This is a genomic window from Geobacter sp. OR-1, from assembly GCF_000813145.1.
Taxonomy (GTDB): domain Bacteria; phylum Desulfobacterota; class Desulfuromonadia; order Geobacterales; family DSM-12255; genus Geoanaerobacter.
On record NZ_BAZF01000009.1, the window covers coordinates 121,349 to 148,213 of the forward strand.

Annotated in this window: 26 protein-coding genes; 8 read left to right on the forward strand and 18 right to left on the reverse strand. The window is 57.4% G+C overall.

The genetic code is table 11. From position 1 onward, the window contains the following. Positions 1-48: 48 nt before the first annotated feature. The 9 genes from OR1_RS20830 to OR1_RS11295 all read right to left on the reverse strand — a co-directional run bounded on the left by OR1_RS20830 (position 49) and on the right by OR1_RS11295 (position 8,137). Complete coding sequence (locus tag OR1_RS20830; protein ID WP_082002914.1) at positions 49-750, reverse strand: PEP-CTERM sorting domain-containing protein; 702 nt, start codon at positions 748-750, stop codon at positions 49-51. 287 nt (positions 751-1,037) lie between these two features. After that, the gene (locus OR1_RS11260) at positions 1,038-2,321 is read right to left on the reverse strand and encodes a BatD family protein (RefSeq protein ID WP_041971957.1); all 1,284 of its coding nucleotides are present in this window, start codon (positions 2,319-2,321) and stop codon (positions 1,038-1,040) included. Positions 2,322-2,325: 4 nt separating this feature from the next. Further along, on the reverse strand, positions 2,326-3,087 hold the full coding sequence (locus tag OR1_RS11265) for a tetratricopeptide repeat protein (protein ID WP_041971958.1): 762 nt from the start codon (positions 3,085-3,087) through the stop codon (positions 2,326-2,328). Then, a complete protein-coding gene (locus tag OR1_RS11270; protein WP_082002916.1) occupies positions 3,084-4,064 on the reverse strand; it encodes a VWA domain-containing protein in 981 nt (326 codons plus the stop codon). The genes OR1_RS11265 and OR1_RS11270 overlap by 4 nt, the downstream gene beginning before the upstream one ends. Then, on the reverse strand, positions 4,061-5,056 hold the full coding sequence (locus OR1_RS11275) for a VWA domain-containing protein (RefSeq protein WP_041971959.1): 996 nt from the start codon (positions 5,054-5,056) through the stop codon (positions 4,061-4,063). The genes OR1_RS11270 and OR1_RS11275 overlap by 4 nt, the downstream gene beginning before the upstream one ends. Further along, positions 5,053-5,616 (reverse strand): hypothetical protein, encoded by a 564-nt coding sequence (locus OR1_RS20835; protein ID WP_052440398.1) that lies wholly within the window; start codon positions 5,614-5,616, stop codon positions 5,053-5,055. The genes OR1_RS11275 and OR1_RS20835 overlap by 4 nt, the downstream gene beginning before the upstream one ends. Position 5,617: 1 nt before the next feature. Continuing rightward, entirely contained in the window at positions 5,618-6,520 is a 903-nt protein-coding gene (locus tag OR1_RS11285) for a DUF58 domain-containing protein (protein ID WP_041971960.1), read from the reverse strand. Positions 6,521-6,522: 2 nt separating this feature from the next. Continuing rightward, positions 6,523-7,515 (reverse strand): MoxR family ATPase, encoded by a 993-nt coding sequence (locus OR1_RS11290; RefSeq protein ID WP_041971961.1) that lies wholly within the window; start codon positions 7,513-7,515, stop codon positions 6,523-6,525. A 64-nt stretch (positions 7,516-7,579) separates the two neighbouring features. Then, on the reverse strand, positions 7,580-8,137 hold the full coding sequence (locus OR1_RS11295) for an HDIG domain-containing metalloprotein (protein WP_041972008.1): 558 nt from the start codon (positions 8,135-8,137) through the stop codon (positions 7,580-7,582). 119 nt (positions 8,138-8,256) lie between these two features. On the opposite strand from OR1_RS11295, the gene OR1_RS11300 reads away from it, so the two are divergent. The 8 genes from OR1_RS11300 to OR1_RS11335 all read left to right on the forward strand — a co-directional run bounded on the left by OR1_RS11300 (position 8,257) and on the right by OR1_RS11335 (position 14,548). Next, a complete protein-coding gene (locus tag OR1_RS11300; RefSeq protein WP_041971962.1) occupies positions 8,257-8,724 on the forward strand; it encodes a cytidine/deoxycytidylate deaminase family protein in 468 nt (155 codons plus the stop codon). Then, positions 8,721-9,173 carry a transcriptional regulator NrdR gene (gene nrdR, locus OR1_RS11305; RefSeq protein ID WP_041971963.1) on the forward strand — a complete coding sequence of 151 codons (453 nt, stop codon included), beginning with the start codon at positions 8,721-8,723 and terminating at the stop codon, positions 9,171-9,173. The genes OR1_RS11300 and nrdR overlap by 4 nt, the downstream gene beginning before the upstream one ends. A 46-nt stretch (positions 9,174-9,219) precedes the next feature. Beyond that, complete coding sequence (gene ribD / locus OR1_RS11310) at positions 9,220-10,326, forward strand: bifunctional diaminohydroxyphosphoribosylaminopyrimidine deaminase/5-amino-6-(5-phosphoribosylamino)uracil reductase RibD (RefSeq protein WP_370543349.1); 1,107 nt, start codon at positions 9,220-9,222, stop codon at positions 10,324-10,326. Next, a complete protein-coding gene (locus OR1_RS11315) occupies positions 10,311-10,958 on the forward strand; it encodes a riboflavin synthase (RefSeq protein WP_041971965.1) in 648 nt (215 codons plus the stop codon). Before ribD ends, OR1_RS11315 begins: the two co-directional genes overlap by 16 nt. 68 nt (positions 10,959-11,026) lie before the next feature. After that, positions 11,027-12,232, forward strand: a complete 1,206-nt coding sequence (locus OR1_RS11320) for a bifunctional 3,4-dihydroxy-2-butanone-4-phosphate synthase/GTP cyclohydrolase II (RefSeq protein WP_041971966.1) — start codon at positions 11,027-11,029, stop codon at positions 12,230-12,232. A 32-nt stretch (positions 12,233-12,264) separates the two neighbouring features. Next, positions 12,265-12,732, forward strand: coding sequence for a 6,7-dimethyl-8-ribityllumazine synthase (gene ribE / locus OR1_RS11325; protein ID WP_041971967.1), 468 nt, complete (start codon positions 12,265-12,267; stop codon positions 12,730-12,732). Continuing rightward, positions 12,732-13,142: a transcription antitermination factor NusB gene (gene nusB / locus OR1_RS11330; protein WP_041971968.1), complete on the forward strand. Its 411-nt coding sequence runs from the start codon at positions 12,732-12,734 to the stop codon at positions 13,140-13,142. Before ribE ends, nusB begins: the two co-directional genes overlap by 1 nt. Positions 13,143-13,237: 95 nt before the next feature. Further along, positions 13,238-14,548, forward strand: coding sequence for a homoserine dehydrogenase (locus OR1_RS11335; RefSeq protein ID WP_041971969.1), 1,311 nt, complete (start codon positions 13,238-13,240; stop codon positions 14,546-14,548). Positions 14,549-14,627: 79 nt separating this feature from the next. Here the strand turns inward: OR1_RS11335 and yrfG are convergent, their stop codons facing one another. The 9 genes from yrfG to OR1_RS11380 all read right to left on the reverse strand — a co-directional run bounded on the left by yrfG (position 14,628) and on the right by OR1_RS11380 (position 26,815). Further along, complete coding sequence (yrfG, locus tag OR1_RS11340) at positions 14,628-15,320, reverse strand: GMP/IMP nucleotidase (RefSeq protein WP_041971970.1); 693 nt, start codon at positions 15,318-15,320, stop codon at positions 14,628-14,630. 18 nt (positions 15,321-15,338) lie between these two features. Next, positions 15,339-16,724 (reverse strand): threonine synthase, encoded by a 1,386-nt coding sequence (gene thrC / locus OR1_RS11345; RefSeq protein ID WP_041971971.1) that lies wholly within the window; start codon positions 16,722-16,724, stop codon positions 15,339-15,341. Positions 16,725-16,869: 145 nt separating this feature from the next. Beyond that, complete coding sequence (locus OR1_RS11350; protein ID WP_041971972.1) at positions 16,870-17,097, reverse strand: hypothetical protein; 228 nt, start codon at positions 17,095-17,097, stop codon at positions 16,870-16,872. Positions 17,098-17,388: 291 nt separating this feature from the next. Then, positions 17,389-19,815 (reverse strand): tetratricopeptide repeat protein, encoded by a 2,427-nt coding sequence (locus tag OR1_RS11355; protein WP_041971973.1) that lies wholly within the window; start codon positions 19,813-19,815, stop codon positions 17,389-17,391. A gap of 76 nt (positions 19,816-19,891) precedes the next feature. Continuing rightward, positions 19,892-21,808: a DUF3488 and transglutaminase-like domain-containing protein gene (locus tag OR1_RS11360; RefSeq protein ID WP_041971974.1), complete on the reverse strand. Its 1,917-nt coding sequence runs from the start codon at positions 21,806-21,808 to the stop codon at positions 19,892-19,894. Next, on the reverse strand, positions 21,801-22,616 hold the full coding sequence (locus OR1_RS11365) for a DUF58 domain-containing protein (RefSeq protein ID WP_237754277.1): 816 nt from the start codon (positions 22,614-22,616) through the stop codon (positions 21,801-21,803). The genes OR1_RS11360 and OR1_RS11365 overlap by 8 nt, the downstream gene beginning before the upstream one ends. A gap of 44 nt (positions 22,617-22,660) precedes the next feature. Then, positions 22,661-23,602 carry a MoxR family ATPase gene (locus tag OR1_RS11370; RefSeq protein WP_041971976.1) on the reverse strand — a complete coding sequence of 314 codons (942 nt, stop codon included), beginning with the start codon at positions 23,600-23,602 and terminating at the stop codon, positions 22,661-22,663. Between the two features lie 74 nt (positions 23,603-23,676). Continuing rightward, on the reverse strand, positions 23,677-24,423 hold the full coding sequence (locus tag OR1_RS11375) for an energy transducer TonB (protein WP_041971977.1): 747 nt from the start codon (positions 24,421-24,423) through the stop codon (positions 23,677-23,679). A gap of 136 nt (positions 24,424-24,559) precedes the next feature. Then, positions 24,560-26,815: an NADP-dependent malic enzyme gene (locus OR1_RS11380; RefSeq protein WP_041971978.1), complete on the reverse strand. Its 2,256-nt coding sequence runs from the start codon at positions 26,813-26,815 to the stop codon at positions 24,560-24,562. Positions 26,816-26,865: the final 50 nt, after the last annotated feature.

Sequence of the window (26,865 nt, forward strand, 5' to 3'; positions counted from 1 at the left end):
AGAGACCGGCACTTGTCCGGTCTCTCGCCATTTCATTAAATGTTCAGCTTACTTCTGGTTGCGGCGACGGGAGTATATCCCCAGACCTGCAAGCCCTGCACCGAGCAGCAGCATGGTAGACGGCTCGGGGACCGGGTTGTTGTCGATATTGGTAATTCTGATCTCGCTTGTAAAATAAACGGATGCCGGGTCGGAAAGGATCTCACCATCAAACGTTCCGTCATCGTACTGCTCAAGGAAAAAACCTGAACCCGGAGCTGTGGTTGTCGAGTTGAAAGTAATTGTTGCTTTCTGATTGTCGGCCAGCGTGAAGTCCCAGAGCATGGCAACAGCCATATCCTCAGGACCCGTCAGAATGCTGTTGTCGAGATTCATCAAGGTGTCAAGAGGAAGCGGGTCGCCAACAGGGGCAAGGAACTGCCAGGAAAAGCGCGAATCCGAGTTCGTGCCATGGGCGATGCCGTATTCATTCCACCACAAGTTAACATACTGGTCGATTTCTATATCGATGTAGGCGCCGGCCTTGTGGGAACCGCCACCGGTAAAGGTCAGGCTGAAAGAGCCGAGACCTGCGGCATCAGTGGCGTTATTCGATTCAAACGTGCCCCAATTGGGGCTTGCTGGCCCGCCATTCCAATACATGAATGCACCGTTTGTGTCCGCGAGATGGTAGGTCGCTGCCAGTGCGGAACTGGACATTGCGACTGCCACCAACGCCACCCCTGCCAATAGTGATACTAATTTTTTCATCTGGTTTACCTCGCTTTCTGTTTAGAAGTCTGATGGATTCATCAGATACGATGTTTAAGACGTTCATCATTTATTTAAATTATGTCAGCTTTTCCAGCCACCCGATTTGGGTGTAAATATTTTTGCAATAATGACGCCATATTGAACTTATTGTAATCATTAAGGAATAAATGTGAATCTTTGGGAGTGTAAAAATAATCGACAACGGTTTAGACGTCATATTGTGTGTATTGGTGCTTAACTGTCTGAATAACGATTATGTGGTGGGTGAGGGTAGGCCGGAAGTATTAGTGCGTTACCGGTAAATTCAGGCTGGAGAATACTTTTTTCAGAAGATTTAAATCGCTATTCATTTCAGCGGAATTTGGGGTGATTTGTCCGTATCGGACCTGATCGCAGTGTAGGAACAGGGCGGAAATTTCGACGCTCGGAGCGGACACGATATTCCCCCCTGAGATGGAGTGGGCGGGGATGCCGGCATCCTTGGCAACAATATGCTGCAGAATTCCGAAAAGCAAAGTGTAAAACTTTTCGACATCACCTGATTGCAACGAAAGTTCTGCCTCGTTGATTAGTTGCGCCAGGTCAACGGACGGTAACGAGCGGCATGCAGCCCTTCTCAGCGTACGCAACCGCCAGCCGGAAAATATGGCCAGAAAGAGTGCTCCCCCCAACAATAGGGAGATTGTCAAAGGTTTTGCAATGTTGCGCGAGCCGGATGCTTTCGGCTTGGATGAAGGAACCGGGACAGGTGGAGTGGAAGCGTCCGGCACTCGGGTGGCAGAGTTGACGACGCTGGGTATTGCCCTGGTTATAGTCTCGTACTTCTTGCCAGCCGGGTCGAAATAGCTCCACTTGACCGGCGGGACAGCGGCTTGATTGCGGGGAATGACGATCTGTTCGCAGTTGAGCCCTTTTCCCGTACGTGTCGATCTGGACGGAAAGCTTTGCACCCCCGGAGCGCTCAGATTCGGACATTGTGCACCTTCAAGGGAGCCGGTGCCGCTGATGGTCGTTATGACAGTGATCGGGTCGCCGATATTAACAGTGTCAGGTTTTCCGACAACTGTTACGCTAAAGCGTCCCACTGCTCCGGAGAACGAGGCCGGACGCCCTTCGTTCGGCAGCGGCAGCAGTTGCAGCTGCGCAACCGGAGATGTGACGGTGACCTTGGCCGGGGTGGCTTCGCCGAAAAATGCGGCACTGCCGGCAGCCGGTTCCATGACCTCGCACTCCAGGGTGGCCGGGCCGATGGTAGCGCTCTCTTCCCCGGCAATCAGCCTCCCCGAAAACCGGTAAGCCAATACGCGACCGTCATCATCGCTTACCTGAGACGGGCTGGCGAAGGGTATCCGGCCGCTCCCCTTCAGTCCGAGATTCGGGTACCCGATGTTGCGCACCGTAACACCATTTGCCCGGAAGGTGACAGTCAGAGGTACGACTTCACCGGGATAGGCCTGCTTCTTTGCCAGCTCGATTTCAAGCGTCAGATTTTCTCCGACGGTCCCAGCAGCACTATGGAGCGGGATGAACAGAGCCAAGAGCAGTATGTAAAAGCAGTATCTATTCAATCTGTTACCAATCCTTTTCCGGAGGGGTGGGTTTGGACGGCTTCGAACCGGCGGATATGGCGGAGCGGAGGGTTTCCCGGCCCCGGGCGTCGTTAAGGAGCCGGTCGGCCTGTTCGCGGGTCATGTCCGGGGCCTGACGAGACTTTCCTTTAGTGTCCCCTTCGTTCGTTGCCTTGCCTGGGCGGCCAGGCTTGTCGCTCTGCTCGCCTTTGCGGTTGGTATCACTTCGGTCATCTTGTCTGCCGGACCGGGAACCATCTGTTTTTATCCGCTCCCCCTGTCCTTTTGCCGCGAGCAGACGCCTTACCTCGGCAAGCGCCGAGCGGGCGATCGCTTCGTTTTGCCGGGCAGCGGCATCGCTCGGGTCGAGACGGAGCGCATTCTCCAGAACCGAGGTCGCCTCTTCAAGATCGCGTTGCACCTTTTCCGGCAGTTGCACGGTTTTCTTCGCGCTGCTTGTCAGCAGGACGGTGCCCAGGTTGTAAAGTGCTCGCTGCCGCAGGGCCGGATCATTTGACCTGACCGCACCCCTAAATTCCTGGATCGCCCGGTCTGTCTCACCTTTGCGGAACAGCGCCGTGCCCCGGTTGAAAGCGGCATCATTTCGGTCCCCGAGGAGCGACCAGTTCGCCAGTGCCCCATCCATGTCGCCGCGCTGATAACTTTGGTATCCCCGTTCCATCCGGTAACGGGAGAGATCGAATCGGAACGGGAGTATCGTCATGACTGCCGCTATCAGCAAAAACAGTCGCGCAAACCGTCTCATTCCTTTCTCCTCCCGCTGAAAACGGTTAGCGTTACCAGCAGAACCAGGGCCGCGGCCAGCGGGATCTGGAATCGCTCGGCCAGCCGCTGGCGTCGTTCCTTGCGCACGGTTGACGTGGCAATGGCGCGGCTTCGCTGCAGCAGAAGCTCGAGACCGGCACCGTCGCCATTCAAGGTTATCGCTTCCGGGTCAATGCTCCTGATGGTTGCCAGAGAACCGCGGCTCCTGATCACCGCGCCGCTGCGGTCCTTGACAAAGCCTTCCCCGGGTTCCGGGATCAGGGCGCCATCTTCGGTCCCAACAAACGCCGCCAGTACTGTCACTCCTTTCATCTGCAGCTGCCGAACTGCCGCGGCGATTCCGCCGTCATGGTCTTCGCCGTCACTGATCAGGATCAGGACACGCCCCTGCGGCGGAGAATTGCGGAAAGAGCGCTCCGCCTCCTTAACTGCCGCGGCGATAGAACTGCCGCCTCTCGGAAGGATCTCCGGCCCGAGCTCGTCGATCATCCTGCGCACAATTGCATGGTCACCGGTCAGGGGACAGACGGTGAAGGCGGTTCCGCTGAAGGCGAGGATTCCGACCCGGTCTCCGGACAACCGATCCAGCAGCTTGTTTACCGCAGCCTTGGCAACGGCAAGCCGTGAGGGCCTCAGGTCGTCGGCAAGCATACTGCGAGAAACGTCCAGGGCAATGACCAGATCGAGCCCTTTTCGGGTCTGCTCCTCCTGGATCAGGCCCCATTGCGGTCGCAGCAGTGCAAGGAGCAGCAATGCCATGGCTGCTGACAGGGCAGCAACTGCGGTGATCCGGAGTCCGAACGACGGCAGCAGTGTAAGCCGGTCCGCCAGCTGCTGCTCGGCAAATCTCTCCAGGGCCGATTTGCGCCGGTATTCATGCCGGAGGGAGAGAAACCCGACCGCTATTATCACCGGCAAGAGCCAGATATATTCCGGGTCAGCAAAGATCATGTTCATGGCATCCTGCGCAGCCAGGTTGCGCCGAGCAGAGACTCGGCCGCCAGCAGGGTAAATGCGGCCAGCAGAAAAGGGGCGAACAGCTCCTGAGCGCTGTTGCTGACCTTCTCCTCGATCGGCTGCTTCTCCAGCCGGTCGATCTCCTTGAAGATAGTTCTCAGGGCATCGGCATCGTCAGCCAGAAAGAACCTGCCGTTGGTGATGCGGGCGATATCGGTTAGGGTTGGCACGTCCAGATCTGCCTTGACCTCGCGATAAGTTATGCCTCCGAACGGGTCCTCAACCGGGAAATCGGCGCCTCCTTTGCCACCAATCCCTATGGCATTAACCTTTATCCCGAGCGCCTTGGCCGCCTGGGCTGCAACTGCCGGCGCCACTGCGCCGGAATTGTTCCGGCCGTCGGTGATCAGCAGAATGGTTCGACTGGCAGCCGGGGAGGACCGGAGCCGATTGACGGCTGCCAGCAGGGCATCGCCGATGGCGGTTCCGTCTTCGATGGCGCCGGTATCAAGCTGCTCGACGGCACTAATCAGCCATTGGTGGTCGGTGGTCAACGGGGCCACCGGGTAAGGGCGGGCAGCAAAGGCAACGAGCCCGATCCGGTCGCTGGTGCGCTTGGAGACGAACTCTTTGATCACATCCTTGGCAATCTGGAGTCTCGGCTTCCCCTTGGCAATCGCTGTCCGGTCGATGGCCAGCATACTGGTCGATATGTCCAGGGCCAGCGCCATGTCGATACCCCTGCTGGTTATTGTCTTCTCCCGCACTACCAGTTGCGGCCGTGCCAGGGCGAGGATCGCCAGGGCAATGGCCAGCCATCTGGCAGCAGGGAGCATTGCGGCCAGTTGCTGACGTGGCGTATTGGGGAGTCCCTGCATAATCTGTACGTCGGTAAAGCTGAGCTGAGCAGTCTGGTTGCGTCGCTTGCGGATTATGAAGACGATTGGCATGATTAGCAGGAGGAGTAAGGCAAGCGGGTCATGGAAGGTCATGGTTCGCCACCTGAGCCCGCCTTGAGTAACTGCGCCGTTGCGTCCAGCGCCCGGTCGATCCTGCAAGAGTCGGGGTGAACCATCCCGAAACGGACCAGGTCGCAAAGCCCCAGGATATCTGCAGCTTGCACGAAAGAGTCGTGCGGCAGCAGTGCCACGGCGATCCCCAGCAGCTCATTATTGGTGAGATGCTCGGGAGCAACGGACGACAGTCCGGCAACATGGCATCGGACCAGGATATTTATCCGGTCGAACAGGACAGTCAGCGGAATTGCTCCTGATCGATACCTGTCAACGATGCCGGAGAGGTCATTGCCGCCAGTTTCAGGCCTCTGGCGGTGAGCTGTTTCGTCTGGCCGTACGGTTTGCCTTCTTCTCAGTTGCCATAACGTAATGCCGAGCGCTGCAAGAAGCGCGGCAGTATATGCAAAAGGCGGGATGCCCGATGGTGGAACCGGTCCGCGAATGTCACGAATGACGCCGTCAGATGCGGCTGCAATCATTGGCAGGAGGATGGGAATACAGATTGTGCAGAGGAGGATCGGGGCAGGTCGGGCCATGTCACCCTCTTCTCCGGCGTCCCCGGTTTCGGAAAAAACGGATCAGAGGGTGCAGCGGCGGGGTCATGGTGTCCAGGTAGAGAATCTCCGCCCCTGAAGCGGCGATCCGGCTCCGGATCAGCTCGTGCCGCTTAGCTGCAGCTCTCCGGTAGTGGTCTTGCACCACGGGGCTGGAGGAATCGGCCAGGCGGCTAAGGCCGCTTTCCGGGTCGCGTAACTGCACGAGCCCTGCAACAGGTAGCTCATGTTCAGCCGGGTCGGTCACGGTAACTGCCACCAGGTCGTGACGCAATGAGGCCGCTGCCAGCTGTTTCAGCGGGATTGAATCGAAAAAGTCCGAAAAGACGAAGACCAGCGCCCTTCCTTTGATACCGTTACGGAGATAGTTCAGCGCGCTCTCAAGGCCGGAGTCGCCTCTTCCCGGGGACGCGACTGCTGCCTGGTGCACCAGGCGCAAGACATGACGCTTCCCCTTGGCCGGCGGCAGAAAGCTCTCGACCTCGCCGGAATAGGTCATCAGCCCGATCCGGTCGTTGGAGCGGAGGGCGGCAAAGGCGAGCAGTGACGCGGCTTCGGTTGCTGCCTGGAGTTTTGTCACGCGGCGGGTTCCGAAATCCATGGATGCGGAGCAGTCCAGCAGGATCAGCAGTGTCAGCTCCCGTTCCTCGACGAACCTCTTCACAAACGGGCGGTCGAGCCGCGCGGTCACGTTCCAGTCGATGGTTCGGACATCGTCGCCCGGCTGGTAGTCGCGGACCTCCTCGAATTCGATCCCCCGGCCCCGGAATGCGCTCAGGTATTCGCCGGCAAAGATGCCGGTGGCAAGCCGCGCTGCCTTGATCTGCAGGGTCCGGACTGCCCGGCCCGTCTGTTCCTGCGCAGCTTTGCGGATCGGGATCGCCATGATCAAGGAACCCTGACGTTGGCAAGAATCTCGGCAACCAGGCTGCCGGTGGTCATACCATCGATATCCGCTTCATAACTGGTTATGATCCGGTGGCGAAGGATGTCGGGGGCGATATCCTTGATATCCTGGGGGGTGACAAAGGAGCGGCCGCGGATGAAGGCGAGCGACTTTGCCGCAATTGCCATATAGATGCTCCCCCGCGGGGATGCGCCGAATTCGATGTAGCGGGAAAGCCTTTCCAGGCCGCAGCGGGAGGGATCACGGGTGGCAAAGACAATGTCGAGGATATACTGTTCGATCTTTTCATCCAGGTAGAGGGCGTCAACGGCTGAGCGGGCCCGGAGGATGTCGGCAGGGTGGAGCACCGGTTCCATCTCTTTGTTTCTGGCAGTATGCCCGGCCCGCCGGATGATCTCCCGCTCTTCGCCCCACGACGGGTAATCGAGGGAAATCTTGAGCATGAACCGGTCCATCTGCGCCTCGGGAAGCGGGTAGGTCCCTTCCTGTTCGATCGGGTTCTGGGTGGCCAGGACCATGAACAGTTCATCGAGCGGGTAGGTGGATTCGCCTATGGTTACCTGGCGCTCCTCCATCGCTTCCAGCAGGGCGCTATGGACCTTGGCGGGCGCGCGGTTCACCTCGTCGGCCAGCACGATGTTGGCAAAGATCGGTCCTTTTCTGGTGGAGAAGTGGCCATCGCGGGGGTTGTAGATCTGGGTCCCGACCAGGTCGGCCGGGAGCAGGTCCGGAGTGAACTGGATCCGCTGGAATCTGGCGTCGATCAGGCCGGCCAGGGTTTTGACCACCGTGGTTTTGGCCAGACCCGGCACCCCTTCGATCAGGATATGGCCATTGGCAAGCAGGGCAACTAGCAGCCGCTCCACCAGGGCCTTCTGGCCCACTATCACGCTCTCCATTGCCGCGATCAACTTTGGAATGAACTCTATTTCCCTGCAGGTCTGGTCACTGTTAGTGTCGATTGTGTCGGACAATGCGGACTCCGGTGTTGTTTATTTTAAAAATACAACAAAAACAGGGGAGAACAAGTGCCGGAAATTATGGGGCTCCGGGGGAGGGGTTGCCGAAGAGTCCTAGCCACCGGTCGAAAATGGCCGTCTTGCCGCTGCCGAACCGGGCTAGCCCGGCGCGCACGACGGCTGCGCTTTTCTCAACTGACAGTGTTTCCGGGGTCTTGGAATAGAAGAGATCGGCAAAGGAGATGATCTCCTCTTCGATACAGGTCGGCGCCATGGTGCGGTGCGGCAGCGGCAGCTCCCCGTCCCGGATATCCTCGGCAGTGAGTCCGACGCCGATATGGCGCTCGCAGACCAGTGCATGGCGCGGCAAACCCTCGGCTTCCAGGATTGCCCGGCCATGGATGCCGTGACAGAGGTAATGGTCACTTCCGTGACAGCCGATTCCGGGCGCAGCGGTGCGGCAAATCCCGATGTCGTGCAACATGGCCGCTTCCCTGATGAATTTCAAGTCAACGCCGTTTCCCAGGGTGGCCGCGATGCGGAGCGCCTTTGCCGCCACCAGCCGGCTGTGCTCCAGGACAATCGCCCGGCCGGCAAGGTCGGGAAAATATTTTTCGATGAGCGCTTCAGTGTTCATGGGATCAAAGTATGCCTTCACGGCCCGAGAGATGTCAAGGGGCGGTTGCCGTCTCTCCTTGACCTGGGGCCGATTATCGGGTAACTTTGCGCAAACACGCACCTTACGGAGTATTGACAATGGCTCGACCTACCTGGGACCAGTATTTCATGGAGATCACCCATCTCGTGGCAAAACGATCCACCTGTCTGCGGCGCCAGGTCGGCGCAGTCCTCGTCAAGGACAGGAATATCCTGGCTACCGGCTATAACGGCGCCCCTTCCGGGGTCGCGCACTGCCTTGACGTCGGCTGCCTGCGCGAGCAGATGGGGGTCCCATCGGGCGAGAGACACGAGCTTTGCCGCGGGCTCCATGCCGAGCAGAACGCCATAATCCAGGCTGCCAAGCATGGCACCTCCATCGAAGGGGCAACGCTTTACTCCACCACCATGCCGTGCATCATCTGCAGCAAAATGGTCATCAATGCCGGCATCAAGAGGATCGTCTACGAGGTCGGGTATTCGGACAATCTCAGCGCTAGCATGATCGCGGAATCCGGTGTCATCGTGGACCGCTTCGATGCCGATGCCAAGGGGGAAGAGCAATGAAATGCCCGTTTTGCGGGTTCCACGACTCCAAGGTTGTCGACTCCAGGCCGGACAAGGGCGGATCGACCATCCGCCGGCGGCGCGAATGCGAGTCCTGCGGCAAGCGGTTCACCACCCACGAGCGGGTCGAGGATATCCTTCCCCTGGTGCTCAAGAAGGACGGACGGCGCGAGAGTTTCGACCGCCTTAAGGTGATCGGCGGGATTCAGAAGGCGTGCGAGAAACGGCCGGTTTCAGTCGAACAGATCGAACAGATGGTGGACCGGCTGGAATCTCGGCTTCAGGAAAGCGGAGAAAAGGAGTTTCCGAGCACCATGATCGGCGAATGGGTCATGAACGAACTGCATCAGGTCGACCAGGTGGCCTATGTCAGGTTTGCCTCGGTCTATCGCTCGTTCAAGGATATCACCGAATTCATGGCGGAACTTCAGGATCTGTTGAAAAAATAGCAGGGTTTTTTCCAAGATGGTAATCGAAAGTTCTGAGGGAGTTTTCGTGGCGGACATCCACCACCGGTTCATGCGGCAGGCACTGGTTCTGGCCCGCAAAGGGGTCGGCAAGACCTCGCCCAATCCGGCAGTCGGTTGTGTGATCGTCCGTGACGGGCAGGTGGTGGGCAAAGGTTGGCACCGCCGCGCCGGAACCCCACATGCCGAGGTGCACGCCCTGCAGGACGCGGGTGAACTGGCCCGGGGCGGCGATGTCTACGTGACCCTTGAGCCCTGCAGCCATTTCGGCAAGACTCCTCCCTGCGCCGATGCCCTGGTGCGAGCAGGTGTTGCCAGGGTCTTTGTCGGTATGGTGGACCCCAACCCAAAGGTTTCCGGTCGTGGGATCGAAAAGGTGAAAGCCGCAGGGATCGAGGTGGCCGTCGGTATCCTGGAAGAGCAGTGCCGTGCCGTCAACAACCCATTCATCAAGCATATCACCACCGGCCTCCCTTATGTGACGCTGAAAAGCGCCATGACTCTGGACGGCAAGACAGCCACCGCTACTGGCGATTCCCGCTGGGTGACAGGGGATGCCTCGCGCCGGCTCGTGCACCGGATGAGAGCGGTGAGCGATGCGATCATGGTCGGCATCGGAACCGTGCTGGCCGACGATCCGCTGCTTACCTGCCGCATAAGGAAGGGGTGCGACCCGGTGCGGGTGATCGTGGACAGCAAGCTCTCGATACCGCTCTTGGCGCAGGTTTTCACTGTTGCCTCATCGGCGCGCACCGTAATCGCCACCATCACCGCTGATCCGGCGAAGGTTCGGGCCATCGAGGCGCTTGGCGCCGAGGTCCTGATCTGCCGGGCAATAGGTGAGAGGGTGGATCTTCGTGACCTCATGGCCAGACTCGGTGAGAGCGGCATCCAGTCGGTTCTGCTCGAAGGGGGTGCCGGTCTGGCCGGGGAGATGCTCGCTGCCGGCTTGATCGACCGCTGCCTCTTCTTCTATGCGCCGAAGCTGGTCGGCGGCGACGGGGTGGGATTGTTTGCGGCGAACGGGGTCGAGCGGATGGGTGATGCCGTCAAGATCGGAAATGTTGCGGTACGTCGCTGCGGAGACGATATCATTGTGGAAGGAGAGCCGATCTACCGATGTTTACCGGACTGATTGAAGATACCGGCCGGGTTGTCCGCCTGGAGAAACATGGCGCAGCCGCCTCCCTGGTCGTGGCGACCTCACTCCCGCTAGCTGAGTTTGCCATCGGCGACTCGGTGGCGGTCAACGGCGTCTGCCTGACCGTGGTCGCCAAAGGAGACGGGTCGGTATCGTTCGACGTGTCGCCGGAAACGCTCCGTACCGCCGGGTTCCAGCGGCTCAATCCCGGGGCTCCGGTTAACCTCGAACGGGCGCTGCGGCTATCGGACCGGCTTGGTGGGCACCTGGTCAGCGGCCACGTGGATTGCGTTGCCACGGTAACCGGAAGGAGGGAGCAGTCCGACAATCTGGTCTTCGAGTTCCGCATCCCGGCGGAGTTCACCCGGTACCTGGCTCCGAAAGGTTCGGTGACCGTGGACGGCGTGAGCCTTACGGTGAACGAAGTGCATGGGGAAGGTTTCACGGTCAATATCATCCCGCACACCGCCCGGGCAACGACGCTGCATCTGCGCCATCCGGGGGACGAGGTCAACATCGAGGTTGACATCCTGGCTAAGTACCTGGAGCGGCTGATGTCGGGCAGGAATGACGGCAAAGGCAAGGGGCTGAGCCTGGAGGCGCTTGCTAAAGCCGGTTATTTATGAGATAACTGTCCGCTGGGCAATCGATTCCGTCTGCTGCAGAACATTTATAAACGAATTTGGAGCTTCATATGCCTGTTTCCAGGATTGAAGATGCGATAGAAGATATCCGCCAGGGGAAGATGGTGATCCTGGTTGATGACGAAGACCGCGAAAACGAAGGTGACCTGACCATGGCCGCGGAAAAGGTCACTCCTGAGGCAATCAATTTCATGGCCAGGTTCGGCCGCGGCTTGATCTGTCTCAGTATGACCGCCGAGAGGTGCGATCATCTCCGGCTGCCGCTAATGGTCTCCACCAACACCTCGTCATTCGGCACTGCCTTCACCGTTTCCATTGAAGCCAAGAAGGGGGTCACAACCGGGATTTCGGCTGCCGATCGCGCCCACACCATCCTTACCGCAGTTGCCGACGATTGCAAGGCAGAGGATCTGGCGCGCCCCGGCCATGTATTTCCGCTTCGCGCCAAGCCGGGCGGGGTTCTGGTCCGGGCTGGACAGACCGAGGGTTCGGTCGATCTGGCGCGACTTGCCGGGCTAAAACCGGCCGGTGTGATCTGCGAGATCATGAACGACGACGGCACCATGTCGAGGCTCCCGGAACTGCGCAAGTTTGCCAAGGAACACGGGATAAAGATCTGCACGGTTGCCGATCTGGTGGCCTACCGGCTCAAACACGAGTCTCTCGTCCGGCGTGCCGCCGAGGTCAAGCTTCCCACGTCGTACGGTGGTGACTTCAAGGCCATTGCCTTTGAAAACGACATCGACAAGCTTGAGCACCTGGCGCTGGTCAAGGGTGAAATCCATGGCGATGAGCCGGTCCTGGTCAGAGTCCATTCGGAATGCCTTACTGGTGATGTATTTGGCAGCCGTCGTTGCGATTGCTGCGACCAGCTGCATGCTGCCATGGAGATGATCGACCGGGAAGGCAAGGGGGTCGTGCTCTACATGCGCCAGGAAGGTCGCGGCATCGGGCTGATCAACAAGCTCAAGGCCTATGCGCTTCAGGACCAGGGGCAGGACACGGTCGAGGCCAACCTCGCCCTGGGGTTCAAGGCCGACCTGCGTGACTACGGCATCGGCGCGCAGATTCTCGTCAACCTCGGGGTCAAAAAGATCCGGCTCATGACTAACAATCCGAAGAAGATCGTAGGGCTGGAGGGGTACGGGATCAATATAGTCGAGCGGGTGTCGATAGAGGTAGAGCCGACCAAGAGCAACATCAAGTATCTGAAGACAAAGCGCGACAAGATGGGACATCTCATCGAGAATATCTGAGACCGTCCTGCTGTCGTTTTCCGGAGGAGATTATGCCGAAATTCATTGAAGGAAACCTGGACGCCAAGGGGCTCAAGTTCGGGATCGTCTTGGGGCGTTTCAACAGCTTCATTGGCGAACGTTTGCTGGAGGGGGCTCTGGATGCCTTGGTGCGGCACGGCGCCGACGACAAGAAGATCGATGTGGCCAGGGTGCCCGGCGCATTCGAGATTCCGCTGGCAGCTAAGGCGATGGCTGAATCGGGTAAATACGATGCCCTGATCTGCCTAGGCGCGGTCATCCGCGGCTCTACGCCCCATTTTGACTATGTCGCATCCGAGGTCTCCAAAGGGGTGGCGCAGGTATCGCTCCAGACCGGCTGTCCACTGGCGTTCGGCGTTCTGACCACCGACACGATCGAGCAGGCGGTTGAGCGCGCCGGTACCAAGGCCGGGAACAAGGGGTTCGATGCTGCGGTAACGGCAATCGAGACCGCCAACCTCCTCAAGGGGCTTAAATAGTGGGGGCTCGACGGGAAGGGCGGGAACTCGCCCTGCAGGCCCTTTATGCGCTGGATCTCAACCCGGTCGGGCTCCGCATCGGGCTGGCCCTGTTCTGGGAGGGGCAGCGGGCGCCGCAGGCGATACGGGAGTTCACGGAAGAGCTGGTTACCGGCGTGGCCGAGCACCGCTCCGAGATCGATACCTTGATCGAGCAGAAGTCGAAAAACTGGTCGCTGGCCCGAATGTCCAAGGTGGACCTGAACATCCTGCGCCTGGCCGCATTTGAACTGCTGTATCGCCGGGATATTCCGCGGAATGTGACCATCAACGAAGGGATCGAGATTGCCAAGAAGTTCGGCACCGAGGAGTCGCCGGCGTTCATCAACGGTATCCTGGACGAGATTGCCGCCGGAGTGCCGGAAAAATAGCGGCTTGGCCAAAAATTCCTCAGCATACGCTACGCCTTGCATCTGGAACTTTTTGCTGTGCCCAAAAATAACTTCATCTTTCTGAGAGGGAATCAATGGAAGAAATACATGTCGGCCTGGTCGGCTTTGGCACCGTAGGCGCCGGGGTTGCCAAGCTGCTGCTGCAGAACGCAACGCTCCTGTCCGAAAAGACCGGGGCGCGGCTGGTGCTGAAAAGGATCGCCGATCTCGATATCGTCACTGATCGCGGGGTTGTGATCCCTGATGGAGTTCTTACAACCGATGCGGACGAGGTGCTGTGCGATCCGCAGATAGCAGTCGTGATCGAATTGATCGGCGGTTATGAGCCGGCCCGGACCTTTGTGTTGCGGGCCATAGAGCACGGCAAGCATGTGGTGACGGCAAACAAGGCGCTGCTGGCGCTGCACGGCGAGGAGATTTACGCGGCTGCGGCCCGTCGCGGAGTCGAGGTGCTTTTCGAGGCAGCGGTCGGCGGTGGCATTCCGGTCCTGTCCGCGATCAAGGGGAACCTGTCCGGCAACAACTTCCAGACCGTGCTCGGGATACTGAACGGCACTTGCAACTATATCCTGACCCGAATGACCCAGGAAGGGGCCGATTTCGGGGAGGTGCTGAAGACCGCCCAGGAACTCGGCTATGCCGAGGCCGATCCGACCTTCGATATCGAGGGGATCGACACCGCGCACAAGATCAGCCTGCTGGTATCGCTCTGTTTCGGCACCAGGGTCGATTTCAAGAGTATCTACACCGAGGGGATCAGCTCGGTAACTGCCCTGGATATCAACTTTGCCAGGGACTTCGGTTACAAGATCAAGCTGCTGGCCATCGGCAAGCGGGATAACGGCCAGATCGAGGTCAGGGTGCACCCGACCATGATCCCGGTCGGCCACCCGATCGCCGACGTTGACGGCGTCTTTAACTCCATCCGGCTGACCGGCGATTTCGTCGGCGCGGTGATGTTCATCGGCAGGGGGGCCGGGATGGACCCGACCGCCAGTGCCGTGGTCGGCGATGTGGTGGAGGTCTCCCGGAGCATCGTAGCCGGGGCGACCCGCAGAACGGCGCCGCTCGGTTATCTGGATGACCGGGTGGCGACGCTGCCGATCAAGCCGATCGGCGAGATCATCAGCAAGTACTACCTCAGATTCAGCGCCCAGGACAAGCCGGGCGTGCTGGCCAAGATCGCCGGGGCTCTGGGCGGGCACAACATCAGCATCGAATCGATGATCCAGCAGGGGCGGAGCGCCGGCGAGACGGTACCGATCGTCATCATGACCCACGAGGCGAAGGAGAGCGAGATCCGTGCCGCCCTGGCGGAGATTGACGGCTTTGACGTGATCAACGGCAAGAGCATCCTGATCAGGATTGAGGACAACCTGGAGTAACCGGTAACGGTAAGCGAGGTTGCGGAGTTTGCTGGAAAACGGCGCTGCGGGGATTGTCCCCCGAGCGCCGTTTTTGCGTTTATGGGGTTATTGTCTTATTCAGGCTGGCTTGGGCAACGGGTGGCAGCAGCTCGGTGAAGTAATGGATCGAATGGTATTCCTTTGACGGCTCGGGTGTGATGCTGGAGCTGAACCGGCTGACATAGACGAGATAGCGGATGCCGTAGGCGCGGGCAGTTCCGAGGTTGGTCTCACTGTCCTCGCCGAGTATGGTGCGCTCCGGATTGTACGGGATCTTTTCCCTCAGCTTGCCCCAGAATGCGGTCTCCTCTTTCGGCAGTCCCAGATCATGGGCCGAAATAATCCCGTTAAAATAGCCGGTTATCCTGGTTTTCCTCATCTTGAGGTCGAGGGTCTTGGAGTGAGCATTCGTTACCAGCCAGGTCTCTTTGCCGCTCTGCCGGAGAAAGGTCAGGAATTCGATTACGCCGGGGTGGACCGCAATCAGGTGATCGACCTCCACTTTTAGGAGCGGGATGTCGAGTCCGAGCCGGTCCGACCAGTAGTCGAGGTCGGTCCAGTTGAGGGTCCTTTCCTGGGAGCGGAACATGTCATAGAGCATCGGTTTGGCTTCGTGCAGCGGCACCCGGTGCTTGCGGCTCCAGGCGCTGGGGACATGCTCCAGCCAGAAGTGGTCGTCAAAGTGGCGGTCCAGAAGCGTTCCGTCCATGTCCAGCAGGACGGTGTCGATGAGGTTCCAGTCGATAGTCATCGGATATGGTAAAGGCCCTTAATGGGCCCTTTCCTTTACGAAATTCCTGATCTGGTCGAGATCCGCATCCATGGTCTCGCACCTGCTGGGGAGCTTGTCGATACCGAGCAGGGAAGGGGGGAGCGGCGGGTCCTGGCCGGTGGCCTTGGCAACGGCCTCGCCGAACTTGGCCGGATGCGCAGTGGCCAGGCAGATCGCCTTCAATCCGGGTGCAGCCAGCGCAAGGGCGGCCTTTACCCCTACGGCGGTGTGTGGATCAAGGAGATACCCGGTTTCCTTGTGAAAGTTGGCAATAACTGCCAGGGTTTCCTCCTGGTTGACTGAGAGGGAGAGGAATTCGGACCGGACCCGATCCATTTCGCTCTGGTTGAAGGTGATGCGGCCGTCCTTTGCCAGTTCGGCAAAGGCGTTTCTCACCCTGGCCGGATCGCGGTCATAGAGGAAATACAGGTATCGCTCGAAGTTTGAGGCGAGCTGGATATCCATGGACGGCGACACCGTGGGGACCACCTTGCCGAGGGAGTAGTCGCCGTGATTTATGAACCGGGTGAGGATGTTGTTCTCATTGGTGGCAAGGAGCAGCTTGTCGATTGGAAGTCCCATCAACTTCGCTACGTAGCCGGCAAAGATATCGCCGAAATTCCCGGTCGGAACGGAGAAGACCACTTTCTGCATCCCCTGATCCGTGACGCGGAGCCAGGCATAAAAGTAGTAGACCACCTGCGCCAGGACCCGCGCCCAGTTGATTGAGTTCACTGCGCCAAGGGAATACTCCTCCTTGAACGACAGGTCGTTGAAGAGCGTCTTCACGATGTTCTGGCAGTCGTCAAAGGTGCCGCGGGCCGCGATGTTGTGCACATTCGGGTCGGTAACGGTGGTCATCTGGAGCGCCTGGATCGGCGAGGTCTTACCCAGCGGGTGGAGGATGAAGATATTGATGTTCTCTTTCCCCCTGACCCCGTGGATTGCGGCACTACCGGTGTCGCCGGAGGTGGCGCCGATGATGTTCAGTTTTTTGCCGCTCTCTTTCAGCAGGTATTCAAACAGGTTGCCCAGCAGTTGCAGCGCCACATCCTTGAACGCCAGCGTCGGTCCGTGGAAAAGTTCAAGGATCTCCACCCCGTTCTTTGCCACCACCGGGGTGATCTCCGGGTGGGTGAAGGTTGCGTAGGAGCGGTCGATGAGGGCTTTCAAGTCTGCGGGTGGGATGTCGTCGGCATAGATCGAGATGATGGCAAAGGCCAACTCCTGGTAGGAGAGCTTCCGCCAGGCTGACAGCGTCTCCGGGGAGATGGCTGGTATGGTTTCCGGAAGCAGCAGGCCACCGTCGGTGGCAAGCCCCATCATGACCGCATCGCGGAAGGATAAGGGCTCAATACCGCCCCTGGTGCTGATATATTTCATTGCACGGCTCCATGATATTTGATGTTGGGGGAGTTTAGCAGGAAATTGGTTAAATGGGAAGTGGAGAAGGGGGCGGCAGCAGCCAAAAGGGCCGCTTTACAGGCGGCCCTTCAGCATTGAGCAGGGATGTTGTGTATCCTTCCTCTCAGGTGGTTGTCTTTGCTTCTGTTCCTTTTTTAAGCCCTCGCGCCATCCCGAGCATCATCATGATGGCAGGCACGAACTGCCCGATTATGACGATTGCGCAGAATCCCATGAACAGCCATGCAAAGAAACCGATGTTGTCTTCACGGGCTCCGGACGCTGCAAAAGCGGTGGCTGCGGGAAGCAGGGCAGCAACAGTTGCAGATAATGTGGTGGTTAACTTTTTCATGGCGTCCTCCTTCTAAACTCCAATTTAATTGCTCTGTCTCTTATTATGCACTGCCTGTGCCATGATTAATCACGATAAATTAAAAAATAATAAAGCCGTGTAACTTGCTGAAAAGTAAGAATGTAATTATCGAAGGGGAAGTTAGTGGGATGTCTCAACGAAGATCTTGTATGGGAAAAGGATACAGTGCCGGCATGGATGTAAATGGCATAAAAGCTTGTCTGTGGCTGAGTTAGGGATAATTAATGATATTGGATAATTTTCGTGAACTGAACAAATAAATATGCACCCTTAGTCCCCTTCTTCTTTAAGCTCAATCAGAATATCGAGATCATCCTCTTCGGCCAGATGTGACAGCTTGAGCGAAACGTCCCGGTACGAAGGGTTGATCCGGACAATCTCCTGATAGATCTTGACCGCTTCAGGATGGCGGTCTGCCAGCTCATACAGCAGCGCCAGTTCATACTTGAGGTTGAGGAGGGCCTCGCTCGAGAGTACCGGCAGATCCAGCCCCTCCTTGAAGACCGCTTCCGCCCCGGTAATATCCCCTTTATCCCGCAGACAGATCGCCTGGAGAGAAATGCAGTCGGCAGCCCGTTGCGGGTCGCGTCCGGCGGAGCGGAATTCATGGATCGCCTCGTCCAGCAGTCCCATCTCTTTGTAAGCAATGCCAAGATTGTAATGCGACTCAGTATCGCTTTCGTCAAGCTGCTCGTCCACACCCTTCCTGAAGGCGGAGAGCAGGCTGCCAAGACTGTACTCCCCTGCGTCAGCCGTTTCCATTGTTTCGGCCGGCTCTTCGCCGAACAGCGCTTCCGTAAAACTGGTCAGGTCTTCCAGTTCAAAGGCAGGGGCCTCATTGTTCTCGCCGTGTTCGGTAAGGATTTCGAATTCCAGCTCTTCCGGGGCCGAAAGCCCGGAAGCGGGCGCCTTGGTTCCGGTTTCCGTGGCGCCCCAGTCGAATGATTCCAGGTGTTCGACCAGCAGGTCCACCAGCTCTTCTGCCTGAGGAACAGCAGACTTTTCGTGGCTTGTCGGTGATATACCGGTTAAGGGTTCATCGGCGTTTAAGGCGTCCCAGGGAGAGGCTTGCTCCGGCTCAATATCCGGCTCCGGCAATGGTTCCACGACCCCAGCCGCCGGCATTAGGAAAGTCTCTACGGGAAGCGGATTTTCAATTGTCAGAATCACCCTTGATGCTGCCTCTTCAGGGATAGATTCGAACTCCTCTTGCTCAAGTTCTGCCAGTGAAATTTCTTCCGGTTCTTCGGGCACAAACTCAGGGATGATTTCCGGTTCACAAATTTCCACAGCCAATGGTTCAGCCGGCGCGAGTTCATCCGGTTCCGGTTCCCGGGAAATATCAAATTCGGTTTCAGTTGCCTCTGCTGCGGGTTCGGCAAACGCCTCCGGCTGCTCAGGCTCGGGAACGGCTATCTCAGCAGCGGCAGGCAACGCTTCCGGCTGCTCTTTCGGTTCTTCATCAAGACCGAGATCGATATCCTCTTCCCAGTCAATAGGTTCAGGCTCCAGAGACAAAGGTGCCGGAGGCTCAGTGTCGGGTTCATTGACCGGACTTTCAATAGCTGCAGGCGGGGCGGGTTCTTCCGCCATGATCGGCCTGGCAGCCTCTTCGATTGTTGCGGTTTCAGCCGGTGCTTTACTCAGTTTCGCAATCTGCTCTCTGGTTGTGTTGAGTCTTGGGTTCCCGGTTTTTTCGTATAGCCAGCAGAGTCCCTCCAAGGGACGGGAATCAAGCGGCGCCATGGTTTGGAGCTGGGTGTAGAAGCTCTCCAGCTTTCCGGCACAACCTTTATCGAGGAGCAGCTGCCGGAAATCGCCCAACAGAGCAACTGCAGTGTCGATCTCCTGCTCTGTTAATGCCAGATTGATCAGTTCTTCTTTGGATACGGCTTCGTCGGGGAAACGTTCCGATATCCTGGAGAGAATCACCCTGAGTTGACGGGTGTCCCCCATGCTGCGGACTGTGGCAGCCATGAGATGCCAGGCGTCGAGGTTGTCCGGTGATTGTGAGATATGGGTCTTCAGGCTCGCGTAGGCACCGGCTGTATCGCCACGTTCCAACATGGTGGAAACCGAGGATAGAAACGGGTCTTCTTTGTCGGGGAAGAGGGTTTTGATCCGCTCGGCTAACCGCAAATACGGCGTCTTGTCGGGACGTTCCCAAAGTTGTTGCGCCAACTGACAGTAATAGTTGTAAGCATTGTCGATATTGCCGGCAACCAAGGCGGTCTCGGCCATCTTGAGCATAGTGTTGAGATTTGCCGGATCGATCTCAAGCATTCTTTCCAGCAACTGCAGCGCTTCAGCCTGTTTCCCGGTCTTCAGATAAATATTTACCACTTGGCTGAACTCTGACAGCGCATTACCGATCAGGCCATGATTTACGTTCAGTTCCGCCAGGGTTAAGGTGATTTTTGTATTGTCCGGGTCCAGTTTTTGGATCTGTTTGTAGACGGCGATCGCCTTCAGGTAGAAGCCGCTGTTTGAGAATGACTTGCCGATGGTTTCGTAATGCGAGACCGCTTCACTCTGCCGGTTTACCCGCACCAAGGTTTCGGCAAGCTTCTGGCGCACTTTCAGATCGCCGGGATCAAGGGCAACCGCCTGTTCCAGGTCAACTACGGCCTTTTCCAGTTGACCCTTTATGATCAGTTTCTGCGCACTCTCAATGAATTTGTCTTTTTTTGTACTCAATTTGTACCTGTACCGCTCAATTAGAGATTATTGTAATGTCTTGAAAAGTAATGTAATAGCCGGTTCATGTCAAGCATCATGCCTTTGCTCGCCGAGCCTTCAACTTCCGGAGCAGCGCTTGCAGCTCTTCTCGCTCTGCTGTGGAAATCTTCCGGTCGGTATATATGGCACCGGAATAGACAACGGCAAAACGTTCGGCATCGCTGTCCCCCCATTCTGCGGCAATTTCCATGATCCCTTTACCTGGTGGCGGCTGGTCGTAACCCGACAACCGGATGAATTGAGCGGCAAGTTGCTTGTCGGTCCTGTTGCCGCAATAGCGGGCAAGAAGCAAAATTGCCGTTAGTGCTGCTCCAACAGTGACAAACTGTAATATCGTCTTTGCCGATGGCCTCGGAATGTCGGCCATACCGGCGTTTCGGAGCAGCTCGCCGGTATTTCTCGCCAGCTTGAGCTGACTGCCGAGATCGTAAGTGATGACCGTAACATTCCAGAAATAGGAAAAGGTGTCCAGCATTGTTGCCAGCCGCTGCAATAACCCTTTTCCCCTGGTTGCGCCGATATCGGCAAACCCTGCCGACCATCGGCTCGGATCGATCCTGCGCCACCCTTCGCCGTCGATGAATACTTCGGTCCAAGCATGCGCCATATCATCGCTGACGACAAAATATCCTCCTAGCTGATTATAGACACCGCCGTAGTAGCCTCCCACGACCCGTGCCGGGACATCAGCCACGCGCATGATCAGTGCGAAAGAGGAGGCGAAATACTCGCAATGCCCCTTTTTCTCGATAAACAGGAATTTATCAAGGTGGTCCTTGCCGGTCGGCAGATTGCTGGTTGTGTAGCTGAGTTTGCTGGCAAGGAAAAACTCCCGGGCAAGGGCCAGCCGCTCCCGGTCACTCCTGCCGCGGCTTCTGATTTCATCTGCGGCTTTTGCAAGCCGGGGGGGCAATTCAGTGGGTAAACCGAGGTAGAATTTCCGGTCAATGCCGTTTCTGACCTTGATTGTCTCTCCCGGCATCGAGACGGCTTCATATTTGATCCTGTTTAAGCCGCCCATCCTCTGAGAGGTTACCAGATCTGCGCTGGTCGATGTGCGTGCCGCTCGGACCTGCAGGGGAGGGTCTAGAGCCGGCAGATATCGCAGTCTGCCCGGCTCGGCAAAGATTGTCTGCTGGATTCTCTTGCCTGGTCCGGCAAAATCCGCTTCACCGGCCGGCGGGGCGTTCCTCAGCCACGCATTGGTGCTGTACCTGTTGAACACGGTGCAGCGCCAATACAGCATCTCGTTGTCCAGTGGCGGCATTTCGGCGCGAAAGGCCACGGCCCGGCCGGTATCGATATTTGACGACCGCCCCGGCTCCACCCGGTCGCTGATCCCTGCCGATGCCGCTTCTTGGCCGACAAAGGCATTCCAGAGCGGAAACTGGGTACGCGGGAGGATGATGAAGAAGAGGAGCATGAGGGGGATGGTGACTCCGGTGATTGCCAGGACGAGTTTACCCAATGAGCGGAGTTCAAAGCGGTTCAGGACAATCGATTGTTCTGTTTCCTGAAAAGTCAGCAGCACAAGGATGCATACGAGAAGGAAGGCAAGCAGGATCAGGGACCCGAGAAAGACCGGACCGAGAGCGAACAATGTCGATGCGGCCAGGCAGAAGATCGATAACGCGGATGTCTGCAGGAAAGCCCGGCCGCTTTTTTCTCCCATGAGCCGGATGGCGAGAAATGAGGCAAGGAGGTTTGCTGCCGGAGCCACGACATTGCCGTGGCCGGCCTGCAATGCATAGTAGATGAAAACTACGATGGAAACCAGCGTAAGGATTGCCGGCGGGACTTTCATTCCTCGTTTGGTCATGAATATTCCGACCAGCGCCGCTAACGGGAGAAAAATTTTTGGGAAAAACTCCAGATAGGGGTAGAGCGGCAGAATCCCGGCAACCGAGGCGGCCAGGACCAGGATTTCGACGAGCTTGGCCGGGCTATTCATAAAGGGCCAGCTCCCGCAGCATCCTGATCCGATGCCCCCGGCCCTTATCCGGAGGAATCACTTTGTCGCTCGATATCCTGAGCCCTATGGCCTTGTCTTCCCTGATCCCCTTGTTGATTATAAAGACCGCCCAGGAAAGCCGTTCTTCCAGGGGCAGAGAACTCTCTGCCGTTAGGTCGAGGATTATCGGTTGCGCAGCCGTTGCGGTAAGCTCCTTGACCTTGAACCAGTCGTGGCGGGCGGAAAGCCGCCAGTGGATCTGCTTGAGAGGCTCGACGCCGGTATATTCGGCAATGGTGCGCATCTCGCCGTCAAACCCACGTTCAGCAGCAAAACGTTCGCCCCTGCTGCCGGTGTGCGCCTGGAACGGGTTGATACCGGCCGCTGCCGGGGCAGGGAAGACAATGATCTCGTTTTCGACCGGGACCACCATCCCCCGGACAAAGAAATTTACCGGAAAGGGCGACGAAACCGTGGCGGTAGTTAATGAATGCCGTCCCCGGCTGTTGAATGTGTGTATGAAACTGTTTTTGCCGGTTCCCTTTTGCGGGACAGAGGTGAACAGCCGCTTTTGTCCGGCAACCTGGACATCGAGCAGGTAGGAAGGCATAAGCCGCTTGCGGTTGGTGATGTCCAGAGATACCAGCGTGGGGGTATGGCAGTATATTTCATCGCTGAAGGATAACTCGCATTCCACATCCCTGATGTTCAGCCACCCCACCAAGCCGGATGTGGCCATGAAACCGAGCAGGAGCGCAACAATAAGGTAAAGGAGATTATTCCCGGTATTTACGGCAGAGAACCCCAAAAACAGGGTAATTGCGATATAAAATCCGCCGGCGCGGGTGATCGTCAGGCCAGCGGGACGGGCAGATCGTTTATTACCGCGCGTAGGATCTCCTCCTTGTCCAGATGCTCATTTTCCGGTTTCAGAACCAGCCGGTGCGCACCGACCGGAACGGCAATGGCCATCACATCCTCGGGCGCGACAAATTCCCTCCCTTCCAGATAGGCGTGAACCTTGGCAGCCTGAGCAATGCTGATACCTCCGCGGGTTGAAATCCCTGCCGCCACCAGCGGGTGGGCGCGGGTTTCAGCGATAATCTGCATGATATAGCCGGTCACCTTGTCGGAAAGGTAGATCTTTTCCTGGATCGATCTTCTTGCGTCATGGATTGCCTCTGCAGAAAGAAGCGGGGAGATCTTCATGATTTCCTCGCGGATTCCCCCCTGTTTGATAATCGCCTGCTCTATTTCAGCCGGCGGATAGCCGAGTCCGGTCCTGATCAGGAACCGGTCGATCTGTGACTCGGGTAACGGGTAGGTGCCGGCCTGCTCGGTCGGGTTCTGGGTAGCGATGACCAGAAAAGGGTCGGGGAGTTTATAGGTCGTTCCTTCCACTGTAACCCTTCGTTCCTCCATGGCTTCCAGCATGGCGCTCTGGGTCTTCGGCATGGCCCGGTTGACCTCGTCCGCCAGAAGGATATTGTTGAAGATCGGCCCGCGGACAAAAGTAAAGCGGTTTTCGTCCCTGTTGAATATGGAGAGCCCGGTAATATCTGACGGAAGGAGATCGCTGGTGCACTGGACCCTGCCGAAGGTCAGGCCGAGAACCTGCGCAATGGTGAGGGCAAGGGTTGTCTTGCCGAGGCCTGGGATGTCCTCCAGCAGGATGTGTCCTCCGGAGAGCATTGCTATGAAAGATAGTTTGACTGCCTTGATCTTGCCCTGAAGGTAGCTGGTTGCGACGGTATTGATTACTTCAAGGATCGCCGCACGTTGCGGATCGCTCATGGAGGCACCTCATTATGACTGCTCACAAGTGTACCACACAGCAAGAAATATGCAGCGAAGGCGCGCCGGGCGTTTTACCCGGTGGGGGTGCCAAACATGGTTAACGGCGGGTTGAATCGTATCGGAGCGGTGAACACGGGGGACTCAAATTGTGACGGCAGGGGTGGCAGCGGGCCGGCACCAAGGAGTGATTTCACCAGGGTCCGGTCATAGGTCGGGTTGCCGGAACTCTGCATGATCTGCGCAGCAAGGATTTCGCCATCTCGGGCTACGACGATGTTGACGATTGCGCTGTTCATCCCTTCGAACTTGTTGCCGTTGCGCCACCAGTTTTCGTTGATGGCTCTGAGCAGCGCGAGATGGTATTCCCGCATATCGTTCCGGAGGGTCCGGCCATCGGCAAGGGTTCCGAAATGCCCGTTGAGAAGACCCAGGCCGAACGACACCTTTTGCATGGCTTCGGGTTGCTGGGGAGCGGCTTTAACGGCATTTTGCGCCTCCTGGCGCAGTTTTTCCGCTTCGGTGGGAGGGGCGGGCGCCTGTTCTTCCGCGGCTGGGGCAGCCTGGGCTTCTGGAGGCTCGGGAGTAGCGGCAGCGGCCGTTGCCGGCGCAGCTGGTTTGGCCGGGGCTGCCGTTGGATCGGACATGGTGAGATCGAGGTAGTTGATGGTCGGATCGCCGGGGTGACCCGTTCCCCCGCCGGTTATGATTATGGCGCAGATAACGTGCATGACCAGCGAAATGGCAATCATTTTTGGGAAAAAAGGTCTTACGACCGATTCGGCATTTTCTTCCTGGATGTCCAGCAGATCTTCGTTCATAAGCCCCGCACGGCTGAATTGCCGGAAAGATGATTAATGAGACAGGTGCATAATAGCACATGCCGGGCCAATAAATAAAGAAAACGGGGTTGCCTTGCGGCAACCCCGTATGAGGTCTTGAGAGGATGCAGTACGGTCAGTTGTTCTGGGCGTCAACCACGGCAATAGCCGCCATATTGACGATGTCCAGGACATCGTCACCTCTCTGGAGGACATGGATCGGTTTTTTCATCCCCATCAGGATCGGACCGATCGCATCCGCGCCGCCGATTCTGTTGAGAAGCTTGTAGCAGATGTTGCCGGAGTTCAGGTCCGGGAAGATCAGTACGTTTGCTTGCCCCTTAAGGGATGCAAACGGGTAGTTCTTCTGCAGGATTTCCGGAACCACTGCCGTATCCGCCTGCATTTCGCCGTCGATTTCCAGGTCCGGGGCCTTCTGCTTGACAATCTCGACTGCCTTTTTCACCTTGAGAGGGCCGGGGTGATGGACGGAACCGAAGTTGGAGAAGGAGAGCATGGCGACCTTCGGATCGAATTCGAGCATCTTCGCCTTTTCAGCGGCAAGGATGGCGGTTTCGGCCAGCTCTTCGGCTGTGGGATCGATATCGACCGTAGTATCGGCAAGAAAGAGAATCCCTTTCTTGAAGACCATCATGTACAGACCGTGGACGCTGGCAAGACCTTCCTGTTTCCCGATAACCTCCAGGGCCGGACGGATGGTTTCGGGGTAGTGGGTGTCGATACCGCCCAGAAGGGTATCGGCATCTCCCTGGCGCACCATCATGCAGCCAAAATGGGTGCGCGACTTGCGCCGCATGATTCTCTTGGATTCCGAAAGGGTCAACCCTTTTCGTTGCCGGATCCGGAACAGCTCCTCTGCATATTCGTCTGATTTTGCGAACGATTCGGGGTCAACTATCGGCACACCGTTGAGATCCAGCCCCAATTCTTCGATTGCGGACCGTATTTTGGAATGGTTGCCGATGAGGATCGGATGTGCGATTCCTTCTTCCACAAGGATCTGCGCGGCCTTCAGGATCTTTTCGTTGTCGCCTTCCGGGAACACGATCCGCTTTGGATCGCTTTTCGCCTTGTTTATGATGCCGCGGAGGGTCTCCTTGGCTTTACCCTGAAGGGCTTCCAGGTGCTCGACATACTTCTCCATATCCTCAATCGGTTGCCTGGCGACCCCGGAATCCATTGCTGCCTTGGCTACTGCCGGGGCAACGCGGAGAAGTGCCCTCGGGTCAAAAGGTTTCGGAATAATATAACGGGGACCAAAGGTAAACTTTTCATTGCCATAGGCCCGGCATACGGAATCGGGGCATTCCTCTCGTGCCAGCTCTGCCAGGGCGAAAACTGCGGCTTTCTTCATCTCCTCGTTTATGGAAGACGCCCTGACGTCCAGGGCGCCGCGGAAGATGAACGGGAACCCGAGAACATTGTTTACCTGGTTCGGGTAGTCGGAACGGCCGGTGGCAATGAGCACATCGCCGCGGACCGCCTGGGCCTCTTCCGGAGTTATTTCCGGATCCGGGTTTGCCATTGCGAAGATGATCGGGTTTGTTGACATTGCCCGGACCATATCAGGGGTAAATGCGCCTTTGGACGAGAGCCCGTACAGAACGTCGGCCCCGACCACCGCTTCTTCCAGCGTCCGCATCTGGGTATCAACTGCAAAGCGGTCTTTATATTTGTTCATCCCCTCTGTCCGGCCCTTGTAGATGACCCCCTTCGTGTCGCACATGATAAGGTTTTCTGGTTTAACGCCAAGGGAGATGGCCAGATTGGCGCAGGCTATTGCTGCAGCCCCTGCTCCGTTGATAATGATTTTGATATCGCCGATCTTCTTGTTGATAAGCTCAAGGGCGTTGATCAAGGCAGCGGCCGAGATTATGGCGGTACCGTGCTGATCGTCGTGGAACACGGGAATATTAAGGGTTTTTTTGAGTTCTTCCTCAATATGAAAACATTGCGGGGCCTTGATGTCCTCAAGGTTGATGCCGCCGAAAGTCGGCTCGATCAACTGGCAGAACTTGATGACCTCTTCCGGATCTTCGCTGTTTACCTCGATGTCGAACACATCGATATCGGCAAAACGCTTGAAGAGAACCCCTTTCCCTTCCATAACCGGTTTGCCCGCCAGCGCCCCGATGTTGCCAAGGCCGAGCACGGCAGTCCCGTTCGAAATAACGGCGACAAGGTTACCTTTTGCCGTATACTTGTACGCATCTTCAGGGTTCTTCTCGATCTCCAGGCAGGGAACCGCTACGCCAGGAGTGTATGCCAACGACAGATCACGCGATGTCAGGCACGGCTTTGACGAAATAACCTCTATCTTGCCTTTGCGTCCAGTTGAGTGATATTCCAATGCATCTTCGTTTTTTCCCATTACCTTACCCCCTTACCTAAATTTACTCAGAGTAAAAATCTATGTTGCTT

What these genes read in the sequence shown, in the direction of transcription:
- OR1_RS20830 (WP_082002914.1), bottom strand. Translation starts at nt 750, where the DNA reads ATGAAAAAATTAGTATCACTATTGGCAGGGGTGGCGTTGGTGGCAGTC.
- OR1_RS11265 (WP_041971958.1), bottom strand. Translation starts at nt 3,087, where the DNA reads ATGAGACGGTTTGCGCGACTGTTTTTGCTGATAGCGGCAGTCATGACG.
- OR1_RS11270 (WP_082002916.1), bottom strand. Translation starts at nt 4,064, where the DNA reads ATGAACATGATCTTTGCTGACCCGGAATATATCTGGCTCTTGCCGGTG.
- OR1_RS11275 (WP_041971959.1), bottom strand. Translation starts at nt 5,056, where the DNA reads ATGACCTTCCATGACCCGCTTGCCTTACTCCTCCTGCTAATCATGCCA.
- OR1_RS20835 (WP_052440398.1), bottom strand. Translation starts at nt 5,616, where the DNA reads ATGGCCCGACCTGCCCCGATCCTCCTCTGCACAATCTGTATTCCCATC.
- OR1_RS11285 (WP_041971960.1), bottom strand. Translation starts at nt 6,520, where the DNA reads ATGGCGATCCCGATCCGCAAAGCTGCGCAGGAACAGACGGGCCGGGCA.
- OR1_RS11295 (WP_041972008.1), bottom strand. Translation starts at nt 8,137, where the DNA reads ATGAACACTGAAGCGCTCATCGAAAAATATTTTCCCGACCTTGCCGGC.
- OR1_RS11300 (WP_041971962.1), top strand. Translation starts at nt 8,257, where the DNA reads ATGGCTCGACCTACCTGGGACCAGTATTTCATGGAGATCACCCATCTC.
- nrdR (WP_041971963.1), top strand. Translation starts at nt 8,721, where the DNA reads ATGAAATGCCCGTTTTGCGGGTTCCACGACTCCAAGGTTGTCGACTCC.
- OR1_RS11315 (WP_041971965.1), top strand. Translation starts at nt 10,311, where the DNA reads ATGTTTACCGGACTGATTGAAGATACCGGCCGGGTTGTCCGCCTGGAG.
- OR1_RS11320 (WP_041971966.1), top strand. Translation starts at nt 11,027, where the DNA reads ATGCCTGTTTCCAGGATTGAAGATGCGATAGAAGATATCCGCCAGGGG.
- ribE (WP_041971967.1), top strand. Translation starts at nt 12,265, where the DNA reads ATGCCGAAATTCATTGAAGGAAACCTGGACGCCAAGGGGCTCAAGTTC.
- OR1_RS11335 (WP_041971969.1), top strand. Translation starts at nt 13,238, where the DNA reads ATGGAAGAAATACATGTCGGCCTGGTCGGCTTTGGCACCGTAGGCGCC.
- yrfG (WP_041971970.1), bottom strand. Translation starts at nt 15,320, where the DNA reads ATGACTATCGACTGGAACCTCATCGACACCGTCCTGCTGGACATGGAC.
- thrC (WP_041971971.1), bottom strand. Translation starts at nt 16,724, where the DNA reads ATGAAATATATCAGCACCAGGGGCGGTATTGAGCCCTTATCCTTCCGC.
- OR1_RS11350 (WP_041971972.1), bottom strand. Translation starts at nt 17,097, where the DNA reads ATGAAAAAGTTAACCACCACATTATCTGCAACTGTTGCTGCCCTGCTT.
- OR1_RS11360 (WP_041971974.1), bottom strand. Translation starts at nt 21,808, where the DNA reads ATGAATAGCCCGGCCAAGCTCGTCGAAATCCTGGTCCTGGCCGCCTCG.
- OR1_RS11370 (WP_041971976.1), bottom strand. Translation starts at nt 23,602, where the DNA reads ATGAGCGATCCGCAACGTGCGGCGATCCTTGAAGTAATCAATACCGTC.
- OR1_RS11375 (WP_041971977.1), bottom strand. Translation starts at nt 24,423, where the DNA reads ATGAACGAAGATCTGCTGGACATCCAGGAAGAAAATGCCGAATCGGTC.
- OR1_RS11380 (WP_041971978.1), bottom strand. Translation starts at nt 26,815, where the DNA reads ATGGGAAAAAACGAAGATGCATTGGAATATCACTCAACTGGACGCAAA.